The organism is Cohnella hashimotonis (assembly GCF_030014955.1).
GTDB lineage: Bacteria > Bacillota > Bacilli > Paenibacillales > Paenibacillaceae > Cohnella > Cohnella hashimotonis.
The window spans coordinates 978,660-1,005,319 of sequence record NZ_JAGRPV010000001.1; the positions used below are offsets into that span (position 1 = coordinate 978,660).

Consider the following 26,660-nt stretch of genomic DNA (forward strand, 5'->3'; position numbering starts at 1 on the left):
GAAGACGTTGAACATCCGAGCGACCGGCGGGGAACGGCTTTTCTCCATCCTGAACGTCGTCTTGCTGATATTGTTGTCCGCCGTCATGGCGTATCCGTTTCTTTATGTGCTTTTCTATTCGATCAGCGACGGCGTCGCCGCCGGAGCGACGACGATTACGTTCGCGCCAGTCAAGCCCACGCTGGACAACTACAAAGCGGTGCTCGGCAATGCCGGCATCATGAATGCATTCTTTATTTCCGCGGCCCGCACGGTTCTCGGCACGGTGCTGCATGTTCTCGTCGTCTGCTTGGTCGCCTACGCCATCACCAAAAAGCAGCTGCTGTGGCGCAAGCCCATCATCGTGTTTTTTATGATTCCGATGTTCGTCAGCGGCGGATTGCTTCCCTTCTATGTCATCATCGTGAAGCTGGGACTGTCCAACCACTTTCTCGTGTACATTTTGCCGATGCTCTTCAGCGCCTTTAACATGCTGCTCGCCAAAGTGTTTTTCGATCAGATTCCGGCTTCGCTCGAGGAATCGGCGCGCATCGACGGGGCAGGCGACGCGATCGTCTTCTTCCGGATCGTGCTGCCTTCGAGCCTGCCGCTGCTGGCGACGTTGTCGATATTCGCCGGGGTCTCCCAGTGGAACGCCTGGTTCGACGCGCTGCTGTTCGTAACGAAGCAGAATCTGCTGCCGATCCAGACGCTGCTTTACAAGATCATTCTGGAATCGCAGGCGACGACGGTCGAACAGATCATGCGAATGACTCAGAGCAAGACGCAGGTCACTTCCGAAGCGGTCAAGATGACGACGCTCATGGTATCCACGCTTCCGATCCTATGCATTTACCCGTTCATGCAGCGCTATTTCGTCAAAGGCATGATGATCGGGGCGGTCAAAGGCTAACGCATTATTAGCATTATTAGCGTACGACATGTCGTGCGTTAGTATCGTTCAGATCAATCACTGGAGGGTCACTCACATGGCAGAGAAAAAAGCACTACCGCTTGCGCTCGCAGCTGCGCTGGCTTTAACCGCATTGGCCGGCTGCTCCGACGGCGGCAACAACAACGCGAACCCCGCCTCAGGCAGTCCGGCCGCCTCGGGAGCCGCTTCCGCGCAGTCTTCGGCAGAAGCGCCTTTTTCCTACACGTTCCTTGACACGGTACACCCGACGGCGCTGTTCGGGTACAACAATCCGAACGATGTCGTCACGCCGGTCGTCGAGCAAAAATTCAACGTCAAAGTGTCGGACATCGTGTTTTCGGCAGGTCAAAGCCCGGTCGAGCGGGTGAACATGCTGGTCGCCGCCAACAATCTGCCCGACGTCGTGCTCGTCGACAATCCCAACCTGTCTCTGTTGTATTCGACCGGCGCGTTCGCCGATCTGAGCGAGTATCAGAATCTCATGGTCAATACCGACAAGTATGTGTCGGATACGGGCTGGAATTCGCTCAAGGTCGCCGGCAAGCTGGTCGCCCTGCCGACCAGCGCCATGCCGGATGCGGGCAACCCCGAAGTCGCCGCAGCCATGCAAGCCGATATTTTCCACCGCGATCCGGTGAACTGGGCGTTCATGCTTCGCGAAGACATTCTGAAGAAGCTCGGCTACAAGTTCAAGACGGTCAAGGAGATTCAAGCCGAGCTCGATCAAAATCCGCGGCAGCTGACCGACGCCGATCTGCGTCTCGATCCGCCGATCGAGACGCCGGAGGATTTCGAGAAGCTGCTCTATGACATTCAGAAGCTGGATCTCAAGGTAGACGGCAAACCGGTCATCCCGCTGTCGATCCCCGATTGGGGCGCCTATCACATCAGCTCCCTTTATGCGCCTACGGGCGGCTATTACGCCAATCCGGATACGGGAGCGGTCGCCGGGTTCATCGACAATCCGAACATGAAGACCTATTACGCCAAGCTCCGCCAATGGTTCAAGGACGGCGTGCTCGACAAGGATTACCTGCTGCAGAAGCCGGAGCAGCTTCAGCAGAAGATCGCCTCCGGGCGCGTGGCCGCCATGTTCAGCGTGCCGGATACGAACGGCGCCCGCACGAGTCTGAAGCAGCTCGATCCCGAAGCGGAGCTTCGCCCGATCCCGTGGCCCAAATCGCAGTACGAGATCGAGACGGGGCACGCTTCCTATGTAGACCCCTCGTACCCGGCCGGTTTTTACAACATCATGATCAACAAAAACGTCAAGGACATCCCGCGTCTGCTGAAGTACTTCGACTGGTTCCAAACCGAGGAGGCGATGGATCTGTCCGTCTGGGGGCCGGAGAGCGCCGGCTTGTACGAATTAAAGGACGGCGTCAAAGTGTTCAAGGATCAGGCGCTGTACGAAGCGATTCGCGACGGTAAAAAAACGGCGGACGGCAAAAACGCGGAGTACTACGGCATCTACGACAAAAACAACACCGTATCGACCTACACGAGCAAGGCGTTCCTGACGGCGCCGGCGCCGTTCTACAACAACAAAACGTTCGAGCACAGCTATCCGGCCAAATTCGACGCCTGGAACGACATGTGGGCGTTCGTCTCCACCGTCAAGCTGAGCAAGGACGGCACCGTGCTGTCGCCGAGCGGCGAAAAGTCGAACGCGCTGTCCAATTATTACTGGAACACGTTCCGAACGTCGGATACGGCGAAATTGCTGTCTACGAAGAGCGAAGCGGAGTTCGACAAGAAGTGGGAGGAACTCAAGAAGACGTTCGAGGAGAAGGGCGGCTACGACGCGGCGATCGCGGAGATGAAGCCGCTGTTCGACCGGGCGCTGGGCAAATCCTAAAAACTCGCGAACGATCGGTGCCGGCTTGAAGGGGATTCGCACGGTTTTTGCCGGATCTGTTATCGGGGCGGGGCGTTTTCGCCGGCTGGCGGAGCGTCCCGCTACTTCTTAAAGGCGGTGTTTCGGATGAAAAGAAGGTTCATCGCGGCGCTGGGCGCCTCGTCGATATTACTGGCGTCGGGAATCGTTGCGCCGGTCGGATATGCAAGCGCTTCCGCGCCTTCCGTAGGCGCCTGGTACAGCACCTGGTACGCCAAGAAGACGACGCCGAACGCGACGTGGATCACGGGCTTCGGCGGCGCGAGCGCGAACCGGTTCGTCGGCGACGTCACCGGCGACGGTAAATCCGACGCCGTCATATTCAACAGCGACGGCAGCTGGCAGGTCGCGGTCTCGAACGGCAACGGCTTCAATACGCCGTCCGTATGGACGACCGGACACGGCGCCGGTTCGAGCAGCCAGCTGCTCGCCGACGTGAACGGGGACGGCAAGCAGGATGCGCTCGCGTTCTTCGGCTCGAGCGGGAGCTGGTACGCGGCACTGTCGAACGGCACGGGCTTCGGCGGCTATACGCTGTGGGTATCGGGGCTCGGCGCCGGCTCGACGACGCAGCTCGCGGGCGACGTGAACGGCGACGGCAAGGCCGACGCCGTTGCCTATCAGAGCGGCACGGGCGCATGGTCGGCAGCGCTCTCGACCGGCAGCGCATTCGGGACGCCGGCCGTATGGGCTTCGAGCTTCGGCGCCGGCACGAGCCGGCAGTTTCTCGGCGACGCGAACGGCGACGGCAAAGCGGACGCGATCGCTTTTGACGGCACCACCGGCAACTGGTACCGGGCGCTGTCCGGGGGCGCTTCGTTCGGCGCCTCCTCGCTATGGACGGCCGGGCACGGCGTCGGCTCCCAACATCAGCTCGTCGGGGACGGCAATGCGGACGGCTACGCGGACCCGTTCGTCATATTCAACGGCGACGTGAACGGCGATGCGCTGCCCGGCGATTGGTACGCGCGTTTGTACAGCAAGTACGCGGGCGCGCTCGATGGCTACGACTTTGTGATGAACACCGGCTTCGGGAGCGGCGCGACCGCGGTCATGCAGGGCAACGTCAACGGCGACCCGGACGGCTTCAAGGCTTCCGTCGCTTTCGAAGCATCTACCGGAACCTGGAAAGTCCAGCCCTATCACGCAACCAAGGCGAACGAGCAGGACACATGGTCCGCCTGGAACATCCGTTACAAACCGCTTACGCTCGGCGCTTACCAGCAATACGACAGCGGCACGACGGCGGTCATCGACGAGCATCTGGCTGCGCTCGCCGACGCCAAGGTCGATTTCCTCCTGCTCGACCAGACCAACAATATTTACGTGGACGACGGCTATATTTTTAAGCGATCGGTCAAGGTGGCCGGCCGCATCGCGGCCTGGAATGCCGCGGGGAGTCACCGGACGATCAAGTACGCCAACGCGATCGGCGGCGTTCAATGGTCGCACGATCCGGCCCATATCGAATGGGAAGCGGGCGAGATTTGGTCGCAATTTAACGATACGCCGTCGGGCGGGCCCGCCAACGCCTTTTATTTGAACGGCAAACCGCTGCTCGTCATTTACTGTACGCCTGCCGACCGTGCCGCTTGGGAGAGCTGGACCGGCTCGAAAACGAATACGAATCGCTTCACCGTCCGCTGGGCGCACAGTCCGAGCACGGCGGGCACGTACGGCTGGGAGGTTCGAAACGGCACGCTCGACGACGACGAGGTCATGCTGGTCATGCCGGGCTGGAACAACAACAAGGGAGCGACGCCGGTCTCCCGCGCGAACGGCGACTACTATGCGCTGTCCGGCTGGGAGAAGGTGCTTCGCAAATCGCCGAAGCCGCAGGTCGTCATCTTGAACTCCTTTAACGAGTACGGCGAAGAGACGGCGGTCGCGGATGCGGACACCGGCAGCCTGCTGTCACCTTCCGAGAAGTGGTACGACAAGAGCGGGCAAATCGACAATGCGATGTACTGGAATATGACGAAGAATTATATCGGATTGCTCCATACTCCGAGTTATCAAGCATCCGCGCTGTTCTCCAAGGGACAGGGCTGGTACGGCTGGTCCTACAAGCAGTGGAACGGCAGCGCCTACAGCGACATGACCTGGAATTCGGCGGCGGGCAGATGGCAGGGGACGCAGCCATACGTGCTGATTCTGGCCGATCGGCAGCACCCGGATACGTACGACGCGGTGCGCGCCTGGACCGCCCCGTATGCGGGCACCGTCACGGTGAGCGGTACGGTGCGGCTTGAGTCGATCGGCGGCGACGGCATCGTCGCTGCCGTCAAGAAAAACGGCACAACGGTATGGGGGCCTCAGACGGTGACGACCACGACAGGCATCGCGCACAGCTTCACGGTATCCGTTGCCGCAGGGGACGTCCTCTACTTTATCGTGAACAAGAACGGCACCAACAGCTACGATACGACGATCTGGAACCCGACAATCGCTTATTAAGGCTGGCCGACAAGGAAGGACGTTAGACAATGACGAGCAAGGAAACGACGAGCAAGGAAACGACGGTCGATGTATCGATCAAAGCCGCCGGCTATTTGGGCGCGCGATCCGCATTGAGCTATGACAGGCTGGAGCAAGGGGAGTACCGGGCGGATACGATCTTTAAGAAGGCGTACAGCTGGCCAGGAGACTGGGAGGGCCGAATCATGCTGGCTTTGGCGATGCTGGAGCGGGCGACGGGCCGGCAGCCGCTTTATTTGGAAGAGATGCTGGACGCAGTCGGCGGCCATTTGAACGAGAAGGGCTATTTCGGAAACATGTACCCCGCGGGCGAGCTGGATGAACAGCAGCTTTCCGGACATAGCTGGTTTTTGCGCGCGATGTGCGAGATTTACGAGACGAATGGAGACGGGCGGGCGCTGCATCACATCCAAAATATCGTGCGTGAATTGCTGCTGCCCGCAGCGGGGTATTACCGCACCTATCCCGTCGAACGCAACGGGCGGGTTCTCGAAGGAGAAGCGATCGGAGAGCCGACCGGCGAGCGGATCGGCAGCTGGTATCCGTCTACGGATGTCGGCTGCGCCTTCATTTTGCTGGATGGCGCTACCCATGCGTACCGGGTGCTCCGTTGTCCGGAGCTCCGCGAGTTGATCGATGAAATGATCGATGTGTTCCAAGCGATCGATTGGACCGGGCAGTCGTTTCAGACCCATGCGACGTTATCTGCCGCCAGAGGCATACTCCGGCATTACGAATCGACGGAAGAGCCTGCATTACTGCGCCTGGCGCTCAGCATCTACGGGCTGTACGTCCGGGAGGGGATGACGGAAAATTACGCCAACTACAACTGGTTCGGACGTCCGGAATGGACCGAGCCGTGCGCGGTCGTCGACTCGTTCTTGTTGGCCAAAGCGCTGTGGAAGCATACCGGCGAGATCCGATATCTGGAGGATGCGCAGTCGATCCTTTACAACGGGCTAAGCTATGGCCAGCGTCCGAACGGCGGGTTCGGCTGCGATTGCTGCGCAGGGGCGAAGGATGCGTATCTGTCGCCGCGCCGGGATTTGTTCGAGGCGTACTGGTGCTGCTCGATGCGGGGCGGCGACGGCCTGGCGCAGGCGGTGCTGTCGCTGTACGCAGCGGAAGATCGCACGGTCACGCTCCCGCTTTACAACGACAGCGCGTTCTCGGCAGACTGGGCGGACGGGGGGCGGCTCTCCCTCGAACAGAAGACGGCTTATCCGTTCGAGGGAAACGTGCGCCTGCGCGTGAACGAGGCCTGTGGAGCGGCGGCTGTGCGTCTTCGGCTGTACGTGCCCTCCTGGTGCGGGGAACGGGAAGCGGAGCTGCTGGTTAACGGCAGGCCCGTTGCTTATTCAATCGCGGACGGATTCGCCGTGTTGACGCGCGTATGGCTTGCGGGCGATACGATCGAATTTCGATTTCCCGTGACGCTGCGGGCCGAGGCCCCGCGCAACGACCGCCATGGCGGCTATGGGCGGGTCATCCGGCACGGCGTGCTGGTGCTCGGTGCGGCCGGTAGCGGCGCACGGGTGCATCTGGCGGCGCTCCGCCATATCGGCCCGGCCGTTTATAAGTCCGAGGAAGACGGCGCCGTGTTTGCCCCGTTGACCGAACTGACGGGCATGAGCGAATCCGACGCGATGGAAGATCGGCGCAGGGTGCTGTTCGAGATTCACGCGTGAGTCGACGTGAGAGGCATGGCGCCCGGATGAGGCGGAATCACCGTTATGGACCCTCAGGGATAACCCCTGAGGGTTTTCTTGCTCGACAGCATGTACGTACAAGTATATAATGTAAGCGACGTCAGGGATGCGCCTGTGTAGACATTTATTCGCGGCGACCCGCAAAACAACAATCGATCGATAGCCATTTTGAAAATAAAGGATGTGCGTACATGCTGGAGCGATTAAAAGCGGAAGTATGCCAGGCGAACGCCGAGCTGCCCAAGTACGGACTTGTCACGTTCACCTGGGGCAATGTCAGCGGCTTCGACCGCGAATCCGGCCTGATGGTCATCAAGCCGAGCGGCATGCCGTACGAGGAGCTGCGGCCGGAGCAGATGGTCGTGCTCGATCTGGAAGGCAACGTCGTCGAAGGCGATCTGCGGCCGTCCTCGGATACGCCGACGCATCTCGTGCTGTACCGCTCGTTTCCCGGCATCGGCGGCATCGTGCATACGCACTCGCCGTGGGCGACGATCTGGTCGCAGGCCGGCCAGGGCATACCGGCGCTCGGCACGACGCAGGCGGACTACTTTTACGGAACGATCCCGTGCACGCGGGCGATGACGCCGGCGGAGATCGAAGGCGCTTACGAGCATGAGACGGGCAACGTCATCGTCGAGGCGTTCCGCGGGATCGATCCGCAGCAGGTGCCGGGCGTGCTGGTGTACAGCCATGCGCCGTTCGCCTGGGGCAAGAACGCCATGAACGCGCTGCACAATGCCGTCGTGCTGGAGGAGGTCGCCAAGATGGCGTACCATACGCGGCAGCTGAATGCCGGCATTCCGTCGATGCAGCAGGAGCTGCTCGACAAGCACTATCTGCGCAAGCACGGCGCGAACGCGTATTACGGCCAGCCGGGCGACGAGCATTGATTCATCGAAATCGATAATCGACGCGATCATTCGTAAGACGGATCTACAAACCTAAGCTGAACCATCATACGAGGAGGCAATAACATGAGCGCAAAATACGCCATCGGCGTCGACTACGGTACGCAATCGGGACGCGCGGTACTGGTCGACCTGTCGAACGGCCACGAGATCGCGGATCACGTCACGCCATACCCGCACGGCGTCATCGACGAGAAGCTGCCGGTCTCCGGCATCGAACTCGGCCACGACTGGGCGCTGCAGCATCCGGACGACTACCTGGAGGTGCTGCGCCGTTCGGTGCCGGCCGTGCTGCAGGCATCCGGCGTCGCGGCGGCGGACGTCATCGGCCTTGGCATCGACTTCACGGCCTGCACGATGCTGCCCGTGGACGAGAGCGGCACGCCGCTCTGCTTCCTGCCCGATTGGAAGGATAACCCGCACGGCTGGGTCAAGCTGTGGAAGCACCACGCCGCCCAGGACGAGGCCGACCGCTTGAATGCCATCGCGGCGGAGCGGGGCGAGAAGTTCCTGCCGCGCTACGGCGGCAAAATCTCCTCGGAGTGGATGGTCGCCAAGGTGTGGCAGATTCTGAACGAAGCGCCTGAAGTGTACGAGGCGACTGACCTGTTCACGGAGGCGACCGACTGGGTCATCTCGCAATTGACGGGCGGGTTCGTGCGCAACAGCTGCACGGCCGGCTACAAGTCGATCTGGCACAAGCAGGAGGGCTACCCGAGCCCGGACTTCTTCAAGGCGCTCGATCCGCGGCTCGAGAACCTGACGGCGACCAAGCTGCGCGGCGACATCAAGCCGCTCGGCTCGAAGGCCGGCGAATTGACGGCTAAAATGGCCGAGCTGACGGGCCTTGTCGCCGGCACGGCGATCGCGGTCGGCAACGTGGACGCGCACGCGGCGGTGCCGGCGGTCGGCGTCGTCGACGAGGGCAAGCTGGTCATGGCGATGGGCACGTCGATCTGCCATATGGTGCTCGGCAAGGAAGAAGTCGAAGTCGAGGGCATGTGCGGCGTCGTCGAGGACGGCATCATCGAAGGCTACATGGGCTACGAAGCCGGACAATCGGCGGTCGGCGATATCTTCGAATGGTTCGTCGAGGAAGCGGTACCGGCGTATGTGAAGGAAGCGGCGGAAAAAGACGGCGTCGGCGTGCACCAATGGCTGACGGAACGCGCGGCGCACTACAAGCCGGGCGAGACGGGCCTTGTAGCGCTGGACTGGTGGAACGGCAACCGCTCGGTGCTGGTGGACACAAACCTGACGGGCGTCGTCGTCGGCTACACGCTGCTGACCAAGCCGGAGGAAATGTACCGTACGCTGCTCGAGGCGACGGCGTTCGGGACGCGGACGATCATCGACGCGTTCCATCACAACGGCGTGCCGGTTCACGAAGTGTACGCGTGCGGCGGACTGCCGCAGAAGAACGCGCTGCTGATGCAGATCTACGCGGATGTAACGAACCGGGAGATCAAGGTGGCGGATTCGAAGCAGACGCCTGCGGTCGGCGCGGCGATGTTCGGCGCGGTGGCGGCGGGCGCGGCGAAGGGCGGCTACGACAGCGTCGTCGACGCGGCGAAGGCGATGGCGCGCGTGCGGGAGGAGACGTTCAAGCCGATCCCCGAGAATGTGGCGGTATACGAGCGGCTGTACGCGGAGTACCGGACGCTGCACGACTACTTCGGCCGCGGCGCGAACGACGTCATGAAGCGCCTGAAGGCGCTGAAGGAAGAGGCTTCGAAGTAAGAGGTATAACAACAAGCTAGGCGTCATCAGCGTTTCGTTTGCTGCTAAGAAGGCTCGCATTCATCGTTCCCCAAGGGAGAGCGCGGATGCGGGCCTTTCTTTCGTTTCAGCCGAGCATATCGTATGTCGCATACCGAAAATATCCGATTCCGCCCGCCTCGCATTCCTGATAGAGTAGAAGCATACTCCCTTCGAAACGGCGTCGGCGGGAGCCGTTGACGTACCCGGAGGCGATGCACCTTGTTCTACAGCTTGCGATCCAGACTGACGCTGACGTTCGTCGTGCTGCTGGTCGTTCCGTTCATGATCCTTGTGGCGGTAGTCACCCAGATCTCCAACAGCGTCATCGGCCGTTCGATCGAGGGGTCGACCTCGCAGACGATGGACCAGTACGCATCGCTCGTCACGACGCTGACGACGCAGGCGGAGGACGTCGCCAACCAGGTGCTGAGCAACGAGATCACGCAGCAGTGGATCTCCGCCCGCATGGACGCGCAGCTGTCGACCGAACGCAGCCTGTCGCTCGACGCCGAGCTCCGCAAATATTTGTCCTCCATCGCGCTCAACCATTCCTCGATTTCCTCCATAACGATTTTTAACAAAAACGGCACCGCGGTCGGCATCCGCGACCAGAGCTTCCGCGATCCTTCGTTCCTGCAGACCGTCTGGTACCGGGACTTCATGCGGCAGGGCACGCGTTGGGTGACGGCCCACATGGACCCTTACCAGCCCGCCTATTTAACCGGCGAGAGCGTGAACAGCCTGTTGTTCAACCTCGTGCAGCTCAGCTCGTTCCGCAAGCTCGGCGTGCTTAAGGTCAACGTCCTCACCTCCTCGATCCAGGACCCGCTCGACAAGATCGCGTTCGGCGAGCAGGGCGGCGTCTACCTGGTCGACCGCGACGGCGAGCCCGTGCTGCGCCAGCAAATTCCGGCGGACATGTCCTTATTCAAGCGCGCGCTGCCGCAGATCGCTGCAGACAAGCGGTCAGGGGGCAAGCTCACGCTGGACGGCAAAGGCGGCAAGCATATCGTCCTTTACCGCAAAATCAAAAACGCGGACTGGCTGCTGGTCGGCGAGGTGCCCAAATACGAGCTGTTCCAGAAAATGAGCTGGGTCCGCCATACGATGCTGTGGGTCGGCGCGCTGCTGCTCGTCGCGACGACCGGCGCGGCCTTCTGGCTGTCGTCGGGCATCGCACGGCCGCTTAGCCGGCTGGCCGGCGCCATGCGAAGCGCGGAGCGCAGCGGCTTCAAGACGACGACGGTGCACGGTCCGCCGGCAGCGCTGCCGGTGCCGGCCAACGAGGTCGGCTACGTGACCCAGGTGTTCAGCAGCATGATGGGCAGGCTCGGCGAGCTGATCGAGACGGAGTTCAAGGCGAACCTGCGCCGGCAGGACGCCGAGTACAAGGCGCTGCTCATGCAGATCAATCCTCATTTTCTGTACAACACGCTCGAGGCGATCGGCAGCCTGTCGGCGCAAGAGCGCAGCGACGAGGTTATCGACGTGACCGAATGGCTCGGACAGATGCTGCGTTACTCCCTGCGCGCGGACAGCGACCTGGTGGCGCTCAAGGAGGAGCTTCGTTATATCCGGCATTACGTGTCGATCATGAGCGTCCGGTTCGGCGACCGGCTCCAGGTGTCCATCGAGGAGGAAGAGGGGCTCGGGGAGCAGCAGATCGTAAAGTTTATTTTGCAGCCGCTCGTGGAGAATGCGATCAAGTTCGGCGCCGAGAGCGGCGGCGAAGCGGTCGTGACGGTTCGGGCGGGCCGGCGGGGACGCCGGCTTGAGATCGAAGTCGCGGACAATGGGCCGGGCATATCGCCCGAGATGGCCGAGGAGTTGGCGCGGGGCATCGCGCGCAGCGACCTGGCGGACGTGCTGAGCGCGGGCGGCAGCAGCATCGGGCTGCGCAATGTGCTGGCGCGCTGCGGGCTGTATTACGGCAGGGCGTTCGACGCGGAAATCGGGCGCTCGGCGCACGGCGGCGCTTCGATCAAGCTGCTCATACCGGCAAAGGAGGAATGAACGATGTATCGCGTAATCTTGGCGGACGACGAGCCGGAGATTTGCAAGGGGCTGCGGCTGAAAATCGCATGGGAACGGCTGGGCTTCGAGATCGTAGGCGAAGCGCGCAACGGCAAGGAAGCGCTCTCCGCCATCGCGAGCGAGCGGCCGCAGCTGCTGCTGACCGACATCCGCATGCCGGTCATGGACGGGCTCGAACTGCTGCAGGCCTGCAAGCGCCTGCATCCCGAGCTGCGTATCGTCGTGCTATCCGGGCACGACGACTTCCAATACGTCCAGACGGCGCTGCGCTGCGGGGCTAGAGACTATGTGCTCAAGCCGGTCGTCCGCCGGGACCTGACCGAGCTGCTTGAGACAATCCGCGGCGAGCTGGATGCGGAGCGGGAAAACGCGCGGGCGCGCGAAGCAATCGGCCTGCAGTGGCGGCGACGGCTGCCGCTGCTGCAGGAACAATACGTGCTCGGCCGGATCTATGGCGGCGACGAGACGCCCGGCATCGCGGAGCGCGAAGAGGCGCGGCGGCTCGAGCTGGCCGGCTTCGACGGCGCGGACGGCGAGGGGGCCGCGCTGCGCTTCATGGGCGCCGAGTACCGGGTGCCGCCGGGCCGGCTGCCTGCTGGCAAGGAAGACGACGAGCGCCTGGCGCTTGCCTTTCGGCTCGTCTGCCGCGAGGTCGCGGCGGAAGCGCGCTGGTCGGGCCGGGTGACGCCGTTCACCGACAAGGCTTATCCGCGCTTCATGTTCTTCGCGGCGGCTGCCGAGGATGAAGCGGGGAGCGAGGCGCTGCTCGCGGAGCTGGCCGCAGCGCTGCTGGCCGCGGCCGAGGGCAGCCTGCGCCTCGCCGCCGTCGCGGGGATCGGCGCCGCCTGTTCCCCCTCGGCGGGGAGCACCGCGCTGCGGCGCGCCTACCTCTCCGCCGTGACGGCCTTAAGCCGCACGCCTGCCGGACCTGCGTCCCGGATCGTTCGTGCCGACGATCCGGAAGGACGCGCCGCCAGGCCGAGCGCCGGCACCGAGACGATCGAGGCGATCCGGCGTCACATCGAGGACGCCTACAAGGACGAGATCAGTCTGGCGATGATGGCCGAACGCTTCCACATGAACGTCACCTACCTGTCGGAGCTGTTCAAAAAGCAGACCGGCTCCACGTTCAGCGATTATGTCGCCGAGGTGCGGCTTGGCCGGGCGGAGCTGCTGCTGCGGGACACGGCGATGCGACTCGCCGATATCGCCGAGTGGACCGGCTTTTCCACCGCGAGCTATCTGAGCGCCGCGTTCAAGAAGCGCTACGGCCTCAGTCCGGCGGATTACAGGGCGCGGCTGCGGGGCGATAGGCCCTAGAGACCTTCGCCGTTTAACAAGTAGCCGTATTGCTGCGGATGCTGGCGGATCGAATCGCCTAGTTTGCCGTACGCTTCGGATAAAACGACAGTTCGTACGCGCTGGGCGTTCGGGTCCTTCGGCCTCAAAAAGCCGGATTCAGTCCATTGTTTGATTTTAGCGCGCGCAGTACGGTCGCCCATGTCCAGCAGCAGCATGATTTCGGTAATGCTCATTTCTTCTTGCTTAAAAACAAATTGCCGAAAGACTTGTCTTTGGTGCACGTCGAGCTTGCGAATCATCTCGGGCTCGGCACGAAGAAGCTCCGCGTTTTTTTCCAGCGCGATCTGTGCGGCTTGCGCGTAGACTGCGGCAAGGCCCTCAAGGAAATAGTCGAGCCAAACGGTGAGATCGGCATCGTGTCTGCCGAAATAATAGTTATGTGACAAGCCCATTTGCAGGTTCTTATAGTAGGCATTCAGGTTGCGATCGTAGAAATTTTCGAGAATAAACAGACCTTTTAAACCGAACCGGTGGCGTCTTAGGATGTAGGTTGCGATCATTCGCGACGTTCGTCCGTTACCGTCCATATAAGGATGGATGGTTAAAAATTGCCACATCGCGATTCCTGCCCGAATGGGAGCAGGTATATCCAGCGACTCTGGCGCGTTTAACCAGGCGACGTAGTCCTCCATCAATGCTGGGACGTCCGTATGTTCCGGAGGCATATAAAAGCCTGACTGATTGCGGCTGCCCACCCGATTTTGTTCCGTACGATATTCGCTTAAACGGGGCTTTCGGCCGTGCGAGACTCGAATGATCGCATGAAATTTTTTAATCCATTCTTCCGTAATCGGGAGGTTTCTGCGTTCGGAGTCGTCCAGAAAGTCAATCGCCTTCATGAGATTGAATACTTCTTGTTCGAGATCGTTATCGCTGTTCCGGTATAACGACTTGCGTTTTTGATCGTCGTCAAGCTCGTTGCCTTCCATTCTGGTGGACAGCAAGACAGTCGTTTCTTTGGCTTCTTTTTGCAATTCTTTTAGAATGTCGGCCGGCAAAGGCAGTTGATCGATAATCGTACTGGCGCGTTGGATTTCCAACAGATGGTGAACCATCTTCATCGTGGTTGAGAATCTGGGTTTGAACATTGTTTTCACCTCACTATAATTATAGTATTACCGCTAAATTGCCGCAATATATGTAGGATGAGGTGTGCCCACACCCGAACAAATCGCATGCCAACAACCGAGCTCAGCGGATTCAGGCGCCGTCCGGCTGATGGTAGCATGAACTTGCAAGCCAAACTATCGAAGGGCGAGGGGTACGCATGAAAAAGAAATGGCCGCTGACGCTCGGCATGCTGCTGGCTGTAGGGGGATTGTCCGCGTGCGGCGATTCCAACGGAAACAAAGCCGAATCCGGCGCATCCGGTTCGCAAGGCGCGGACGGCGAGGTCGTCGAGCTGTCGTTCTGGCGCCACGATTACGCGCCCGAGGCGGAGGCGCTTAAGAAGCTGATCGCCTCGTTCGAGGAGAGCCACAAGAACATCAAGATCGATTTTCAGATGATCCCGAACGACCAGTACGAGACCAAGATCCGCACGGCGCTCGCCGGCGGCAACCCGCCCGACATCATGGCGCTCGACGCGCCGACGCTCGCGTCCTACGCGGCGCAGAAGGCGATCATCCCGCTCGACGATTATTTCGCCAAGAACGGGAGCAAGGACGACCTGCTGAAGCCGGTCATCGAGGGTCTCACCTACGACGGCAAGATGTACGCCGCGCCGAACAACGAGGGCACGATCGTTATGTTCTACAACAAGAAGATGTTCGAGGAAAAAGGCATCCCGCTCCCGTCCAAAAACGTGGACGAAGCATGGACATGGGACCAGGTGCTGGACGCCGCCAAGAAGCTGAGCGATCCTGGCAAGGGCGTTTACGGCTGGAACCCGACGCCTTGGGGCTTCGTCGGCCACGAGGGCGCGCCGTATTCGGAAATGGCATTCCTCTGGCAGGCCGGCGCGGAGATCCTGAGCCCGGACGGCAAGACGGCCAAGGGCTACCTGGATTCCGCCGAATCGAAGCGGGCGCTGACGTTCTGGAAGGGACTGTTCAATACGGACAAGGTGTCGCCGAAGGAGCTGCCGCAGGACGCGTTCTGGAACGGCAAAGTCGCGATCCACGTGGACGGACCGTTCGCGTTCCAGTACCAGGAGCAGAACTTCCCGAACTTCAAGCTCGGCGAAGACTACGACGTTGCGCCGCTCTGGAAGGACAAGAAGATGATCGGCACGACGGGCAGCTGGGGCATGGCGATCACGTCCAAGTCCGAGCATCCGGACGAGGCGTGGGAGTTCGTCAACTGGGTGACGGGCGTCGAAGGCTCGAAGGTGTGGTATCAGGAGACGAAAAACTTGCCGGCTCGCCAGTCGACGTTCGACGCGTTCGACGAACTGAAGGCGTATCCGATGAACATTTACGCGGAGCAGCTCGCGAAGTACGGCCACCCGCGTCCGGTCACGCCGGCCTATCCGGCGATCAGCGAGGCGATCCGCCAATTGTTCGAAGACGTCGGACTCGGCAATGCCGACGTCGACGAATCGCTCGCCAAGGCCGTCAAGAAAATCGAAGACGGCATCGCCACGCTCGACAAGGAATAATCCGTATGGGGGCAGGGGGCAGGACCGACCCTGCCCTTGCCATGTCCGCCCGCGGTCATCCGCAGAAGGAGGGATACTGAATGACAACGCCCGCAAGCTCCGCAAGAACGCCAAGCTCCACAATCGCCGCTGTCGCCTCAAGCATTCCTGGAGCCTCAAGCACGGCCGGATCGGCCGACGCTTCGGCGTCCGCAAACGCCATGCGATCCGCCAAACCGTCCAAGCGCCCCTCCGCATCCTACGAACGCCAGGAGGCCAAGGCCGCGCTGCTGTTTATCCTGCCGGCCTTCGCGCTGCTCGCCGTCTTCATTTTTTACCCGATGCTCCAGGCGCTGTGGATCAGCTTCCGCCACTACAATCTCATCTCGGCAGAGTCGGCCTTCGCCGGCTTCGGCAACTACGGCAAGCTGCTGAGCGACGACGCTTTCCTCGCAAGCCTGCGCCACTCGTTCTACTTCACGGTCGTCGTGCTGCCGGTGCAGACCGCGATCTCGCTCGGCCTCGCGCTGCTCATCCAGCGCAGGTTCAGGGGCGTCGGCTTTTTCCGCACCGTGTACTTCCTGCCCGTCGCCGTCTCGTTCGCGATCGCCTCGACGATCTTCAGGCTCATCTACAACAAGGATTACGGCATGCTGAACATCGTGCTCAAGGGGCTCGGGCTGCCCGTCCTCGACTTCCTGTCCAACCCCGACATCTCGATGCTGGGCATCATCATCCTCTGCATCTGGCGCGCGATGGGCTTCGTCATGGTCATTTTCCTGGCGGGGCTGAACAACATCCCGGACTACCTGTACGAGGCAGCGCACGTCGACGGGGCCGGGCCGCTGCAGCGCTTTTACTACGTAACGATTCCGCTGCTGAAGCGCACGCTCGCCTTCGTCGTCATCATCACCACGATGGACGCGCTCAAAATTTTCATTCCAATTTACATCACGACCAGCGGCGGGCCCGCGGGCTCGACAAGCACGGTCGTACATTTCATCTACGAGACGGCTTTCAAGCAGATGAATATGGGTTACGCCGCAGCGGCCGCGTTCCTGTTTTTCCTGCTCGTGCTGGCGATCTCCGCCGTGCAGCTGCGCCTGTTCCGCAGCGACGTCGAGTACTAAAAGGAGGCGCGATATGTCAAAATCGATCGGCTTCACGCTCCGGTGGGCGACGCTGCTGCTCGTGGCGGCCGTTTCCCTGTTCCCGATTTACTGGATGGTCATGAGCTCGTTCCGCACGCACGAAGAAATCTTCCGCTATACCGAGCTCGGCCGCGGCTTGTTCCTGCCAGTCGACTGGACCCTGCAAAATTACCGCGACATCTTCCTCGACCCCGCCAAGCCGTTCGGCAGATACCTGCTCAACACGCTGTCCGTCTCCGTTGTCGTCACCGCGGCCGGGCTGCTGATCAACGCAATGGCGGCTTTCTCCTTCGCCAAGCTGAGGTTCCCTTTTAAAAAAGGCTTGCTGGCGCTGTTCCTCTCCTCGCTCGTCATTCCGTACGAGGTGATCATGATCCCGCAGTACCTGCTTATGCGGGACCTCGGCTGGATCAACAGCTACAAGGCGCTTATTTTCCCGCAGATCGTCTGGGTGTTCGGCATCTTCATGCTCATCCAGTTTTTTGCCGACATCCCGCGCGACATTCTCGACGCGGCGCGGATGGACGGCGCCCGCTGGCCGCGCATCTTCGGCGTGATCGTGCTTCCGGCGGCAGTGCCCGCGCTCATCACGCTCGGCATCATGACGTTCCTGAACCAGTGGGATTCGTTCCTCTGGCCGCTCGTCGTCATCAACGAAGAGAAGCGGCAGGTGATCCAGGTGGCGATCTCCTCCTACCAGTCGCTGCGCGGCATCTCGTGGGGCAAGATCATGGCGGCGACGACGATCAGCTCGGTGCCGATCCTGGCGGTGTTCGTGCTGCTGCAGCGCTATTACGTTCAGGGCATTACGATGTCCGGGGTGAAAGGATGACGGCGATGTTAACGGAACTTCCGGACTGGCTGACGGGAGAGTGGACGTTCAAGTGGGCGGAGTCGGCGATTGGTTCGGCGGCCCGGGAGACTGCCGGCGGCGACCGGGATTCGGGCGCGGGCGGCGAGGCGCCGCCCGTCGTATGGCGCGAGGCGAAGGGAGCGCCCGGCTCGGGAAGCGTGTCGCTGGGGGGCGCCGCGACCTTGGCGCTGACGGTCCGCCGCGAGGCGCGGAGTGATTCGGCTGCGGGTGCCGGCGAGGAAGGGCTGGAGCTCGCGACGCTGGACATCGAGCTCGCACCCCCTGCGGGCGGGACGCTCCCGCTCGCGGGCTGGCAGCTGCTGATGCCGGTCGTGGCGCCGCTCGCCTGCGTCTGGAAGCCGCATTTGTCGCCCGAAGACGGCATGGCGATCGGGGATAAGGCATTCCGCTCGCCGGCGATCGTCTTCGAGGATGAGACGCGCATGACGGCGCTGCTGCCGAGTTTGGACAGCGTCGGGAGCGAGCGGCTGCTGCCGCATATTTGCGACTATACGGCGGCCGACCGGACGTTGATGTATGGAGGCTGCGATTACGAGGAAGAGGGCCATGTCTATTACCGGCTGACGCCCCGGGTCCGCACGCTGGACCGCGCACTGCGCGTGCGACTGCGCCTGGTATCCTGGCGCAAGGCGGCAGGCGCGGCGCCGCGGGACTTAAGGCGCGTCGAGCGTCTGCTGTGGACGCTGGAGGCCGGGTGCCGGATGGCGCCTGGTGCGGACCCAGGTGCGGCAACGGCCACCAAGCCGGAGTGGGCTGCCGGAAGGGCAACGGCCGGTGACACAGCCGCGGACGACGCTTCATGGACGGTTGCGCGCGCACGGGCAGGTACTTTGGCTGCGCGAGAAGATGCCGCGCTTTTCGAGGCAAAGATCGCCGCGCTGCGGCCCTATGTCGACCATGCCTACGGCTGGGCGTTCGAGCGCTGGGGCGACGTCAGCTGGCAGCAGTTCCGGCTGGGCGGCACGGAGGTCGGCGGCGTCGCCTTCCTCGTAACCGCGCGGCAGCAGCCGGGCGGCGGCCGCGAGGACAGCTGGCGCGAGCCCAAAAGCCTGTGGAACCAGGCCTGGTTCTGCGGTCTGCGCAGCGCTTATGGATACGCCAGCTGGGGCAAGCGAATGGACCGAGACGACTGGCTTGCCAAGGCGGGGCTCGCGCTGAACTTCGCGCTGGCCGCGCCGAAGACGCAAGGACTGTTCCCCGGCTACTATCAGGCCGGCGAGGACGGGAGCTGGGAGAGCGGCCGATGGTACATGTCCGGACCGCGCAGGCCGCACGGACACGAGGATTTCGTCCATCTGCTGGATTCGTCCTGGACCTGCTATTGGCTGCTCAAGTGGTACCGGGACATCGGCTCCGACGCCCGCATCCTGCCGTACGTCGGCGCCTACGTCGAAGCTCTGCTGGCGCTGCAGCGGGAGGACGGCAGCTTTCCCGCCTGGGTGCGGCCCGATACGCGCGAGGCGTCGCCTTTCCTGGCCGTCAGCCCGGAGACGAGCGCGCATGTCATGCTGCTCTGTCTGTACGGGAAATTGACAGGCGACGCGCGAAGCATCGAAGCGGCCGCGCGGGGCGGCGGGTTCGTCGCGGCGCATATTTTGCCCGAAGGCCGCTGGGAGGACTTCGAGACGTACTGGTCGTGCTCCCGGGAGTGGGCGGGCAAGCTGTACGGCGAACGGGACGCGCGCAGCGGCCTGTACAACCAATGCAACTTCGGCATGTACTGGACGGCCGAGGCGTTCAAGGACTTGTACGAGACGAGCGGCGAAGCGAGCTGGCTGGCGCTTGGCGAGCAGGTGCTCGCGGAAGCCTCACTCTACCAGCAAATCTGGCAGCCGCCGTATGTTCCGGTGCCGACGATCGGCGGCTTCGGCGTCATGAATACGGACGACGAATGGAACGACGCAAGGCAGAGCCTGTTCGCGCTCACGTATCTCTCTTACGCGAACTTGACCGGCGACGAGCGTTATCGCATACGGGCGCTTCGGGCGATGGAAGCCTCCTTTTACATGATGTACTGCCCGGAAAACGACGTCGTGAAGCGCCTGTACGAGCGGGTGCATCCCGGCTTCGGGACGCGGGAATACGGCTTCCATATGGAAAACTTCAACCATCACGACGGCACGCCGGTTGACGGCCTCGGGGAGTTTACGATATTCGACTGGGGCTGCGGCGCGGCGTCCGCGTCGCTGGCAGAATTCACCGCGATGCTGAACGGCGGGACGACAGCCGCCGACAAAGGAGCGCACGCATGAGTACGCAAAAATACGCCATCGGCGTCGACTACGGCACGCAGTCGGGACGCGCGGTGCTGGTCGACCTCTCGAACGGCCACGAAATCGCGGATCACGTCACGCCTTACCCGCACGGCGTCATCGACGAGAAACTGCCGGTCTCCGGCATCGAACTCGGCCACGACTGGGCGCTGCAGCACCCGGACGACTACCTGGAGGTGCTGCGCCGTTCGGTGCCCGCCGTGCTGCAGGCTTCCGGCATCGCGGCGGAGGACGTCATCGGCCTTGGCATCGACTTCACGGCTTGCACGATGCTGCCCGTGGACGAGAGCGGCACGCCGCTTTGCTTCCTGCCCGAATGGCGGGACAATCCGCACGGCTGGGTCAAGCTGTGGAAGCACCACGCCGCGCAGGACGAGGCGGACCGCCTGAACGCCATTGCGGCGGAGCGGGGCGAGAAGTTCCTGCCGCGCTACGGCGGCAAGATCTCGTCGGAGTGGATGGTCGCCAAGGTGTGGCAGATTCTGAACGAAGCGCCCGAAGTATACGAGGCGACAGACCTGTTCACCGAGGCGACCGACTGGGTCGTCTCGCAGCTGACGGGACAGTTCGTACGCAACAGCTGCACGGCCGGCTACAAGTCGATTTGGCATAAGCGGGAGGGCTACCCGAGCCGGGAATTCTTCAAGGCGCTCGATCCGCGGCTGGAGAACCTGACGGCGACCAAGCTGCGCGGCGACATTAAGCCGCTTGGCTCGAAGGCCGGCGAATTGACGGCTAAAATGGCCGAGCTGACGGGCCTTAAGGCCGGCACGGCGATCACGGTCGGCAACGTGGACGCGCATGCGGCGGTGCCTGCGGTCGGCGTCGTGGACGAGGGCAAGCTGGTCATGGCGATGGGCACGTCGATCTGCCATATGGTGCTCGGCAAGGAAGAGGTTGAGGTAGAAGGCATGTGCGGCGTCGTCGAGGACGGCATCATCGAAGGCTATATGGGCTACGAGGCCGGGCAATCGGCTGTCGGCGACATCTTCGAATGGTTCGTCGAGGAAGCGGTACCGGCGTATGTGAAGGAAGCGGCGGAAAAAGACGGCGTCGGCGTGCACCAATGGCTGACGGAACGCGCGGCGCACTACAAGCCGGGCGAGACGGGCCTTGTAGCGCTGGACTGGTGGAACGGCAATCGCTCGGTGCTCGTGGACACGAACCTGACGGGCGTCGTCGTCGGCTACACGCTGCTGACCAAGCCGGAGGAAATGTACCGGACGCTGCTCGAGGCGACGGCGTTCGGGACGCGGACGATTATCGACGCGTTCCATAACAACGGCGTGCCGGTTCACGAAGTGTACGCGTGCGGCGGATTGCCGCAGAAGAACGCGCTGCTCATGCAGATCTACGCGGACGTAACGAACCGCGAGATCAAGGTGGCGGATTCGAAGCAGACGCCGGCGGTCGGCGCGGCGATGTTCGGCGCGGTGGCGGCGGGCGCGGCAAAGGGCGGCTACGACAGCGTCGTCGACGCGGCGAAGGCGATGGCGCGCGTGCGGGAGGAGACGTTTAAGCCGATTCCGGAGAACGTGGCGGTGTACGAGCGGCTGTACGCGGAGTACCGGACGCTGCACGACTACTTCGGCCGCGGCGCGAACAACATCATGAAGCGCCTGAAGGCGCTGAAGAAAGAGGCAGCAAGGTAAGCGCGGCTTCAACTTAAACAACCGTATTCAAGGCCCTGCCGGGCACGCGAATACGGTTGTTTTATTTATGGATTTTTTATTTACGAAATATTAGCGTGCCGGATCGCGGCCTCGATATAATGGCGCAGCGTCTTGATGAAGGTCCGCATCGCATAGCTGACGTATCTGTCGCTTCGGTAGACAAGGCAAATGTCCTGGCTCGGCGTAGGCTGGATCAGGCGCAAGGTTCGTATGTCGGCGCCATCCAGGTTTTCCAGCAGCAGGCGCGGAAGCACGCAGGCGCCGAAGCCCTGTTCGACCATTCGCAGCAGGGAGGCCAGCGTCGTCGTTTCCAAATGGGGCTGTACGCGAAAACCCTGCTCCAGGCAGTACTGCTCGAGCAGCCTGCGGCATTGATGATCGCCCGGGAACAGGACGAGCTTGAGCGACGCCAGCTTGGCCAGGGGCACTGCGCTCTCGGCCGCGAGCGGATGCTGACTGTTCACGGCCAGCGCGAACTCCTCGCGGAACAAGGGGATCGTCGTCAGACGTTCGTCGGCGACGGGACGGATCGTCACGCCGATATCGATGCTGCGGTCGAGCACCTGCTCCGTCACTTTCATCGTTTCCAGCAGCGATACCGACACCTGCGGGTAGGCACGGTGAAAATCGAGCAGCAGCGCGTCGAACAACAGGTCCGCGTCTCCGGGCAGGACGCCGATGGAGAGCGCCCCGCCTTGCTTGTGCTTGAGATCCGCGATGGCGTCGCCCGCCTGCCGCAGCTGTCCGAGGGCGGCGGAGCCATGCTCCCGCAAAATCGCGCCGGCGTCGGTGAGCACGATTTTTCGGCCGATGCGGTCGAACAGCAGCACGCCGAGCTCCTCCTCCAACGCCCGGATTTGCTGGCTGATATTCGGCGCGCTCACGCCCATTCGCTCGGCCGCCCGCGAGAAGTGCAGTTCCTCGCAGACAGCCATAAAATATTGAAGCTGCTTGAACTCCATTTTCCATCCCCTTCCCGTACGCGAACCTTCCGTATTCATCTGCCGGTCCCTTTATTTTCAAACGCGGGCTTCGTTTATGTCAACGTCCGATCGTTAAGTTTCGCTTAACGATTCGATAAGGGCGGCTGCATTGATGGTACATGTGAACGGACGTAAACTGAGGTCAGTTTCAGATTCCGCCATTCGCCGAGGAGGTATGATTCATGTCCACGATCATCGTCGATTCCGCCAAAACCGTCCGCCGCTTGTCCATGGATGCGATCGAAGCCATTCCCGAATCGCTGTTCGACATCCGTCCCGAAGGCTTTAACAACACGATACGTTGGAATGCGGGCCATCTGATCTACTGGATGGACGCTTACCGGTCGCTCTGCTTTTCCGCCGAGTCGGCTATTCCGCCCTCTTATGCCGCCTTCTTTAACTCCGGCACGAAGCCTGCGGATTGGACCGCGACGCCGCCGGACAAAGAGGAACTCCTCGCGATGATGGCGCGCCAGCTCGCGTCCTTCGACGAGATCGCGACGTCCAGGCTGAACGAGCCGCTGCCGTCGCCGCTGCAGTTCGGACCGCTCACGTTCCGCCTTGCAGGCGAGCTGTTCAACTTCGGCCTGATGCACGAGTCGATGCACCTGGCGACTTGCGGGAGTCTGGTCAAGGCGGCAAGCGTTCGATCGGCAGGCGTATCCGCGTCCTGAAGACGAAAAAGCGGTGAAGCAATGATGGCAGCCGCTCCAAAAAGATCGCCTCCCCCTGAACCTTTCCGGCCGGGCGAAGGCGATCTTCTTATTTTGCGGACCCGTCGCTTAATAATCGAACGAGAAGCTTGAAGAGAGGCCATACTGCGAGATGGCTTTTTTGATATGGATCATCGCCCACAGGCCTTCCGCGGACGATTCGCCGCCCGCTCCCCGGTTGACCGTCGGCACGCCGCCGTTGACGGTGATGCCGTCGAACACGGCCCCCTGGCCCTTATACGTCCCCGTGCCGGAAGCCCCGTCATACATATCCGCCAGCGCGTTGTTATTGCCGATGAACCAGGTCGCCACTCTTTTCGCATACTCGAGATACTGCGTTCGCTTGGCCGCCGCGTCCGATCGTCCCGACAGGTAATAAGCTTCGGCAAGCGCCTTAAGCCCGACCACGAGCGAGGAGTTCTGGTAGGCGAACTGCCCGGAATTCGTATGGAACTGCGCGTTCCAGCCGATGATCTGCGTGATCCGCTCCTTGGTGCGGCTGAAGTTGTTGACGCCGTCCATATAGTGATAAGCTTCGAGACCGTAGAAGTTGTCCGCCGAATACGTAATGATATCCAGCAGGCCGTTCAATTGCGCCGGCGTTTGGCCGATCGAGCGCTTCATCGCATACACGTTGGAGAGGGCGTAGATTTGGAGCTCGCCCCAAGCGTACCAATTGCCGGCGGTCGCGTCGTCGACGAAGATGCCGTTTCTCCAATCGGTCGTGTGAAGCTGCTTGGCGGTGATGCTGTTCAGAAGCACGTCGATCTGCGCGTAAAGAGTACTCTGTGACGGACGGTCGTCATAGGTCGCGGTCGTGTTGCTGTTGGCCGGAAGGACGGGCGTATAAGTGCCGTAATCCGTCGTGCCGTACAGCAGCCTGTAATAATCGGTGAAGGCGATAAGCAGGTTGCTGGCCATTTTCGAGTCGAAGCCCGACAAGTTGTAGGCGAGCACGTTGTTCATCATGCGCTGGATATGATTTTCGAGGAATTTGGCGAAATAGAGCTGGTCGGCGGTCAGCGAACCGTTCGTGTATTTGAGTTTTTGCAGCATGTGCAGCCCTTTGACCATCGCCCACAAATTACGCGCGTCGTCGAGCCCGATCTCATGCGTGCTGGTGGTCCAGGTCTTCTTGATGCCGGTCTTGTAGCCCGTGACGCTGCCCGATGCGGTCGTATAGAGCGGACCGTCGTAAACGGGGGCGATATCGGCGCCTGTCGGATCTCGCAGGTCGTCCATGTAAATCGAGTATTTCGGATGCGAGATAAAGGGCGGGGCGGCGACAGGTTGGTTTGAGGCGTTCTTCAAAATATGGGAAGGGTCCGAGGCGGCGTCCATCCAGTCGCCGTTCGGCAGCGCGGACGGATACTGCGTGCGCTTGACGAACTCCGACCGGTACATAAAGTGCTTGTCGACGCCCTGCTGCACCGGGTCCCAGCCGAATAGCGCGGGCGCGTCCAGCCAGGCGAAATTGTATACCTTTCCGCTTAAAGTCGTCATATAGGCCGTAAACGTGAGCAGATCCCGCGCGCTCTGGTAGGACGCCAAATTGCCGTTCAGCAAGTAATCGTCGGCCAGCGCGATGGCCGCCCGGGCGGAATCGTCGACCGCGCTGGCGCCTTCCGCCATATCCTGCGTGTAGTTCCAGCCATTCGCCAGCCAGTTGCCGTTTTTCTCCGTCGCATAGAGGACGAGGGACTTCATGGGCCAACCGTTTACGGCCGTATAACCGCCGCTGCCGAGCACCGTGTCGTAATAGGCGATGTCCGGCCAGGAGACGCCGTGCTGATTGGTGCGCTGACCGTTGCCCGTACCGAGCGTATAGGAAAAGCCGGTAGAGGCCGAGTGCGAAGTCACCGCTTGCCAGTTGAGATGCGCGAAGTTGACGGGAAAGCTGGCGAAGTCGACGGTTTTGGTGGCCGCGTACGCGGAAGGGGCATAGCCGGCGAGCAGCGAACCGGTTATGGCGAGGGCGATCGCCTTGATTAAAAGCTTCATGATCTTTTTCCTCCTTTGGTTGCGCTTTCAATTTTTGGAGTCCGCAGCGTCTTAAACCACAGGCAACGACATTCTCCTTTCTTGTTTCTGAAAGAGTTTCATTTTTGTTTTCGTAACTCATCATAAAGTTTGTCATGTGCGATCGTCAAGCGTCTGGTTCTAGAACGCCCTACAGCAAGTAGAAACGATTTGGGTGGCACAGAAGTTTGTAAGTCTTTCATAATCGGTGCTATACTGAATTAAAAACGGGAGCAACGATTCGATGAATATTTACGATATCGCAAAGGAAGCGGGCGTCTCCATCGCCACCGTATCCCGCGTTATGAATAAGCCGGAGGCCGTCAACGTCAAGACGCGCGATCGCGTGCTCCAGATCATGGACCGGCATGATTTCTCGCCCAAGCTCGGCGCCTCCGTGCAGCGGCCCAAGGAGCTGGCATTTTTCACTTCGACGCGGTCGCTTCCCATGGAGAGCAGCATTATTTCCGGCATCGGCGAGGTTGCATTCGCCGAGCGGATGAGCGTGAAGCTATGCGCGCTCGAGGATGTGCCCAAGAAAAAGGAAGATCTTCAGGCGTACTTTGCGGAGAAAGGGATCGGGAGCGCGATCTTTACGACCGTTCCCTATACGGAGGAGCATTTTGCCGAGCTGGCATCGGCCGTTCCGGCCGTACTCGTTTTCAACCGGCTGCAATCGGCCAAGGTGCCCAGCATTCGAGCCGATCATCGCAAGGGCGGCTATGCCGCCATCCAGCACTTGGCCGCCATGGGACATGCCCATATCGCGATCGTCGACGAGTTCACGTCGCCGGATCATTACGAACGGCTGGCTGGAGCAAGAGAGGCGGCGGCTGATTGTGGGCTGCGGGACTTCGGCGAAGAGCATCTCATTCGCGTGCGGGATCTCGAAGACGCGGACCGTTGCGCGCAGATCGATCACTACCTGTCCCGCTATCCGTTTACGACGGCGCTGTTCGTGGCGAACGATCATTTCGTGCCGACGCTCTACAGACATTTTCGCATCAAAGGCGTGCGGATACCCGAAGCGCTCTCGATCGTCGGCGCCGATGACGTGCCGGGCAGCGCCGACCTGTTCCCGCCGCTGACGACGATCCGGCAGCCCGTGAAGCAGATGAGCATGGCCGCCGCCCGGTATCTGATCGACCGCATGCAGGGCGCCGTGCAGGCGACGGAGCCGCTTGACGAGGTATACGACGTGCAGCTCGTCGTCCGGGCCTCCACCCGGATGCTGGAGCGGGAAGCGCGTGATTAGGCGGCGTGCTCTCCGGAAAACCGAATCACTGAAGCACGAGCAGCCGGGCCGCGAGGTCCGGCTTTTTGAAGCAAAT

18 protein-coding genes are annotated in these 26,660 nt (G+C 61.5%); 15 read left to right on the forward strand and 3 right to left on the reverse strand.

The genetic code is table 11. The features are described 5' to 3' along the window. Positions 1-7: 7 nt before the first annotated feature. From KB449_RS03835 to KB449_RS03870, 8 genes are all read left to right on the forward strand, one after another. On the forward strand, positions 8-892 hold the full coding sequence (locus KB449_RS03835; RefSeq protein ID WP_282907102.1) for a carbohydrate ABC transporter permease: 885 nt from the start codon (positions 8-10) through the stop codon (positions 890-892). A 76-nt stretch (positions 893-968) separates the two neighbouring features. Further along, positions 969-2,771 carry a type 2 periplasmic-binding domain-containing protein gene (locus KB449_RS03840; RefSeq protein WP_282907103.1) on the forward strand — a complete coding sequence of 601 codons (1,803 nt, stop codon included), beginning with the start codon at positions 969-971 and terminating at the stop codon, positions 2,769-2,771. Positions 2,772-2,897: 126 nt separating this feature from the next. Next, on the forward strand, positions 2,898-5,267 hold the full coding sequence (locus KB449_RS03845) for an FG-GAP-like repeat-containing protein (RefSeq protein ID WP_282907104.1): 2,370 nt from the start codon (positions 2,898-2,900) through the stop codon (positions 5,265-5,267). A gap of 29 nt (positions 5,268-5,296) precedes the next feature. Then, complete coding sequence (locus KB449_RS03850; RefSeq protein WP_282907105.1) at positions 5,297-6,976, forward strand: glycoside hydrolase family protein; 1,680 nt, start codon at positions 5,297-5,299, stop codon at positions 6,974-6,976. A 212-nt stretch (positions 6,977-7,188) separates the two neighbouring features. Further along, a complete protein-coding gene (araD, locus tag KB449_RS03855) occupies positions 7,189-7,890 on the forward strand; it encodes an L-ribulose-5-phosphate 4-epimerase (RefSeq protein ID WP_282907106.1) in 702 nt (233 codons plus the stop codon). A gap of 84 nt (positions 7,891-7,974) precedes the next feature. Then, a complete protein-coding gene (locus tag KB449_RS03860; RefSeq protein WP_282907107.1) occupies positions 7,975-9,648 on the forward strand; it encodes a ribulokinase in 1,674 nt (557 codons plus the stop codon). Between the two features lie 240 nt (positions 9,649-9,888). Further along, positions 9,889-11,682: a sensor histidine kinase gene (locus tag KB449_RS03865; protein WP_282907108.1), complete on the forward strand. Its 1,794-nt coding sequence runs from the start codon at positions 9,889-9,891 to the stop codon at positions 11,680-11,682. Between the two features lie 3 nt (positions 11,683-11,685). Then, positions 11,686-13,023 (forward strand): response regulator transcription factor, encoded by a 1,338-nt coding sequence (locus tag KB449_RS03870; protein WP_282907109.1) that lies wholly within the window; start codon positions 11,686-11,688, stop codon positions 13,021-13,023. On the opposite strand, the gene KB449_RS03875 is transcribed toward KB449_RS03870, so the two are convergent. Next, complete coding sequence (locus KB449_RS03875; protein WP_282907110.1) at positions 13,020-14,153, reverse strand: Fic family protein; 1,134 nt, start codon at positions 14,151-14,153, stop codon at positions 13,020-13,022. The genes KB449_RS03870 and KB449_RS03875 overlap by 4 nt on opposite strands. Before the next feature lie 179 nt (positions 14,154-14,332). Between KB449_RS03875 and KB449_RS03880 the strand changes: the two genes are divergently transcribed. The 5 genes from KB449_RS03880 to KB449_RS03900 all read left to right on the forward strand — a co-directional run bounded on the left by KB449_RS03880 (position 14,333) and on the right by KB449_RS03900 (position 21,593). After that, positions 14,333-15,664, forward strand: coding sequence for an ABC transporter substrate-binding protein (locus KB449_RS03880; RefSeq protein ID WP_282907111.1), 1,332 nt, complete (start codon positions 14,333-14,335; stop codon positions 15,662-15,664). An 80-nt stretch (positions 15,665-15,744) separates the two neighbouring features. After that, positions 15,745-16,773, forward strand: coding sequence for a carbohydrate ABC transporter permease (locus KB449_RS03885; protein WP_282907112.1), 1,029 nt, complete (start codon positions 15,745-15,747; stop codon positions 16,771-16,773). 13 nt (positions 16,774-16,786) lie between these two features. Next, the gene (locus KB449_RS03890) at positions 16,787-17,626 is read left to right on the forward strand and encodes a carbohydrate ABC transporter permease (RefSeq protein ID WP_282907113.1); all 840 of its coding nucleotides are present in this window, start codon (positions 16,787-16,789) and stop codon (positions 17,624-17,626) included. 5 nt (positions 17,627-17,631) lie between these two features. Continuing rightward, on the forward strand, positions 17,632-19,920 hold the full coding sequence (locus tag KB449_RS03895; RefSeq protein ID WP_282907114.1) for a hypothetical protein: 2,289 nt from the start codon (positions 17,632-17,634) through the stop codon (positions 19,918-19,920). Continuing rightward, positions 19,917-21,593 (forward strand): ribulokinase, encoded by a 1,677-nt coding sequence (locus KB449_RS03900; protein WP_282907115.1) that lies wholly within the window; start codon positions 19,917-19,919, stop codon positions 21,591-21,593. Before KB449_RS03895 ends, KB449_RS03900 begins: the two co-directional genes overlap by 4 nt. 80 nt (positions 21,594-21,673) lie before the next feature. On the opposite strand, the gene KB449_RS03905 is transcribed toward KB449_RS03900, so the two are convergent. Further along, on the reverse strand, positions 21,674-22,576 hold the full coding sequence (locus tag KB449_RS03905) for a LysR family transcriptional regulator (RefSeq protein WP_282912730.1): 903 nt from the start codon (positions 22,574-22,576) through the stop codon (positions 21,674-21,676). A gap of 203 nt (positions 22,577-22,779) precedes the next feature. Here KB449_RS03905 and KB449_RS03910 point away from each other — a divergent pair, with 203 nt between their 5' ends. Then, positions 22,780-23,271, forward strand: a complete 492-nt coding sequence (locus tag KB449_RS03910; RefSeq protein WP_282907116.1) for a DinB family protein — start codon at positions 22,780-22,782, stop codon at positions 23,269-23,271. Positions 23,272-23,379: 108 nt separating this feature from the next. Here the strand turns inward: KB449_RS03910 and KB449_RS03915 are convergent, their stop codons facing one another. Then, positions 23,380-25,311 (reverse strand): hypothetical protein, encoded by a 1,932-nt coding sequence (locus KB449_RS03915; RefSeq protein WP_282907117.1) that lies wholly within the window; start codon positions 25,309-25,311, stop codon positions 23,380-23,382. A gap of 262 nt (positions 25,312-25,573) precedes the next feature. On the opposite strand from KB449_RS03915, the gene KB449_RS03920 reads away from it, so the two are divergent. Further along, positions 25,574-26,584 (forward strand): LacI family DNA-binding transcriptional regulator, encoded by a 1,011-nt coding sequence (locus tag KB449_RS03920; protein WP_282907118.1) that lies wholly within the window; start codon positions 25,574-25,576, stop codon positions 26,582-26,584. Positions 26,585-26,660 lie beyond the last annotated feature (76 nt).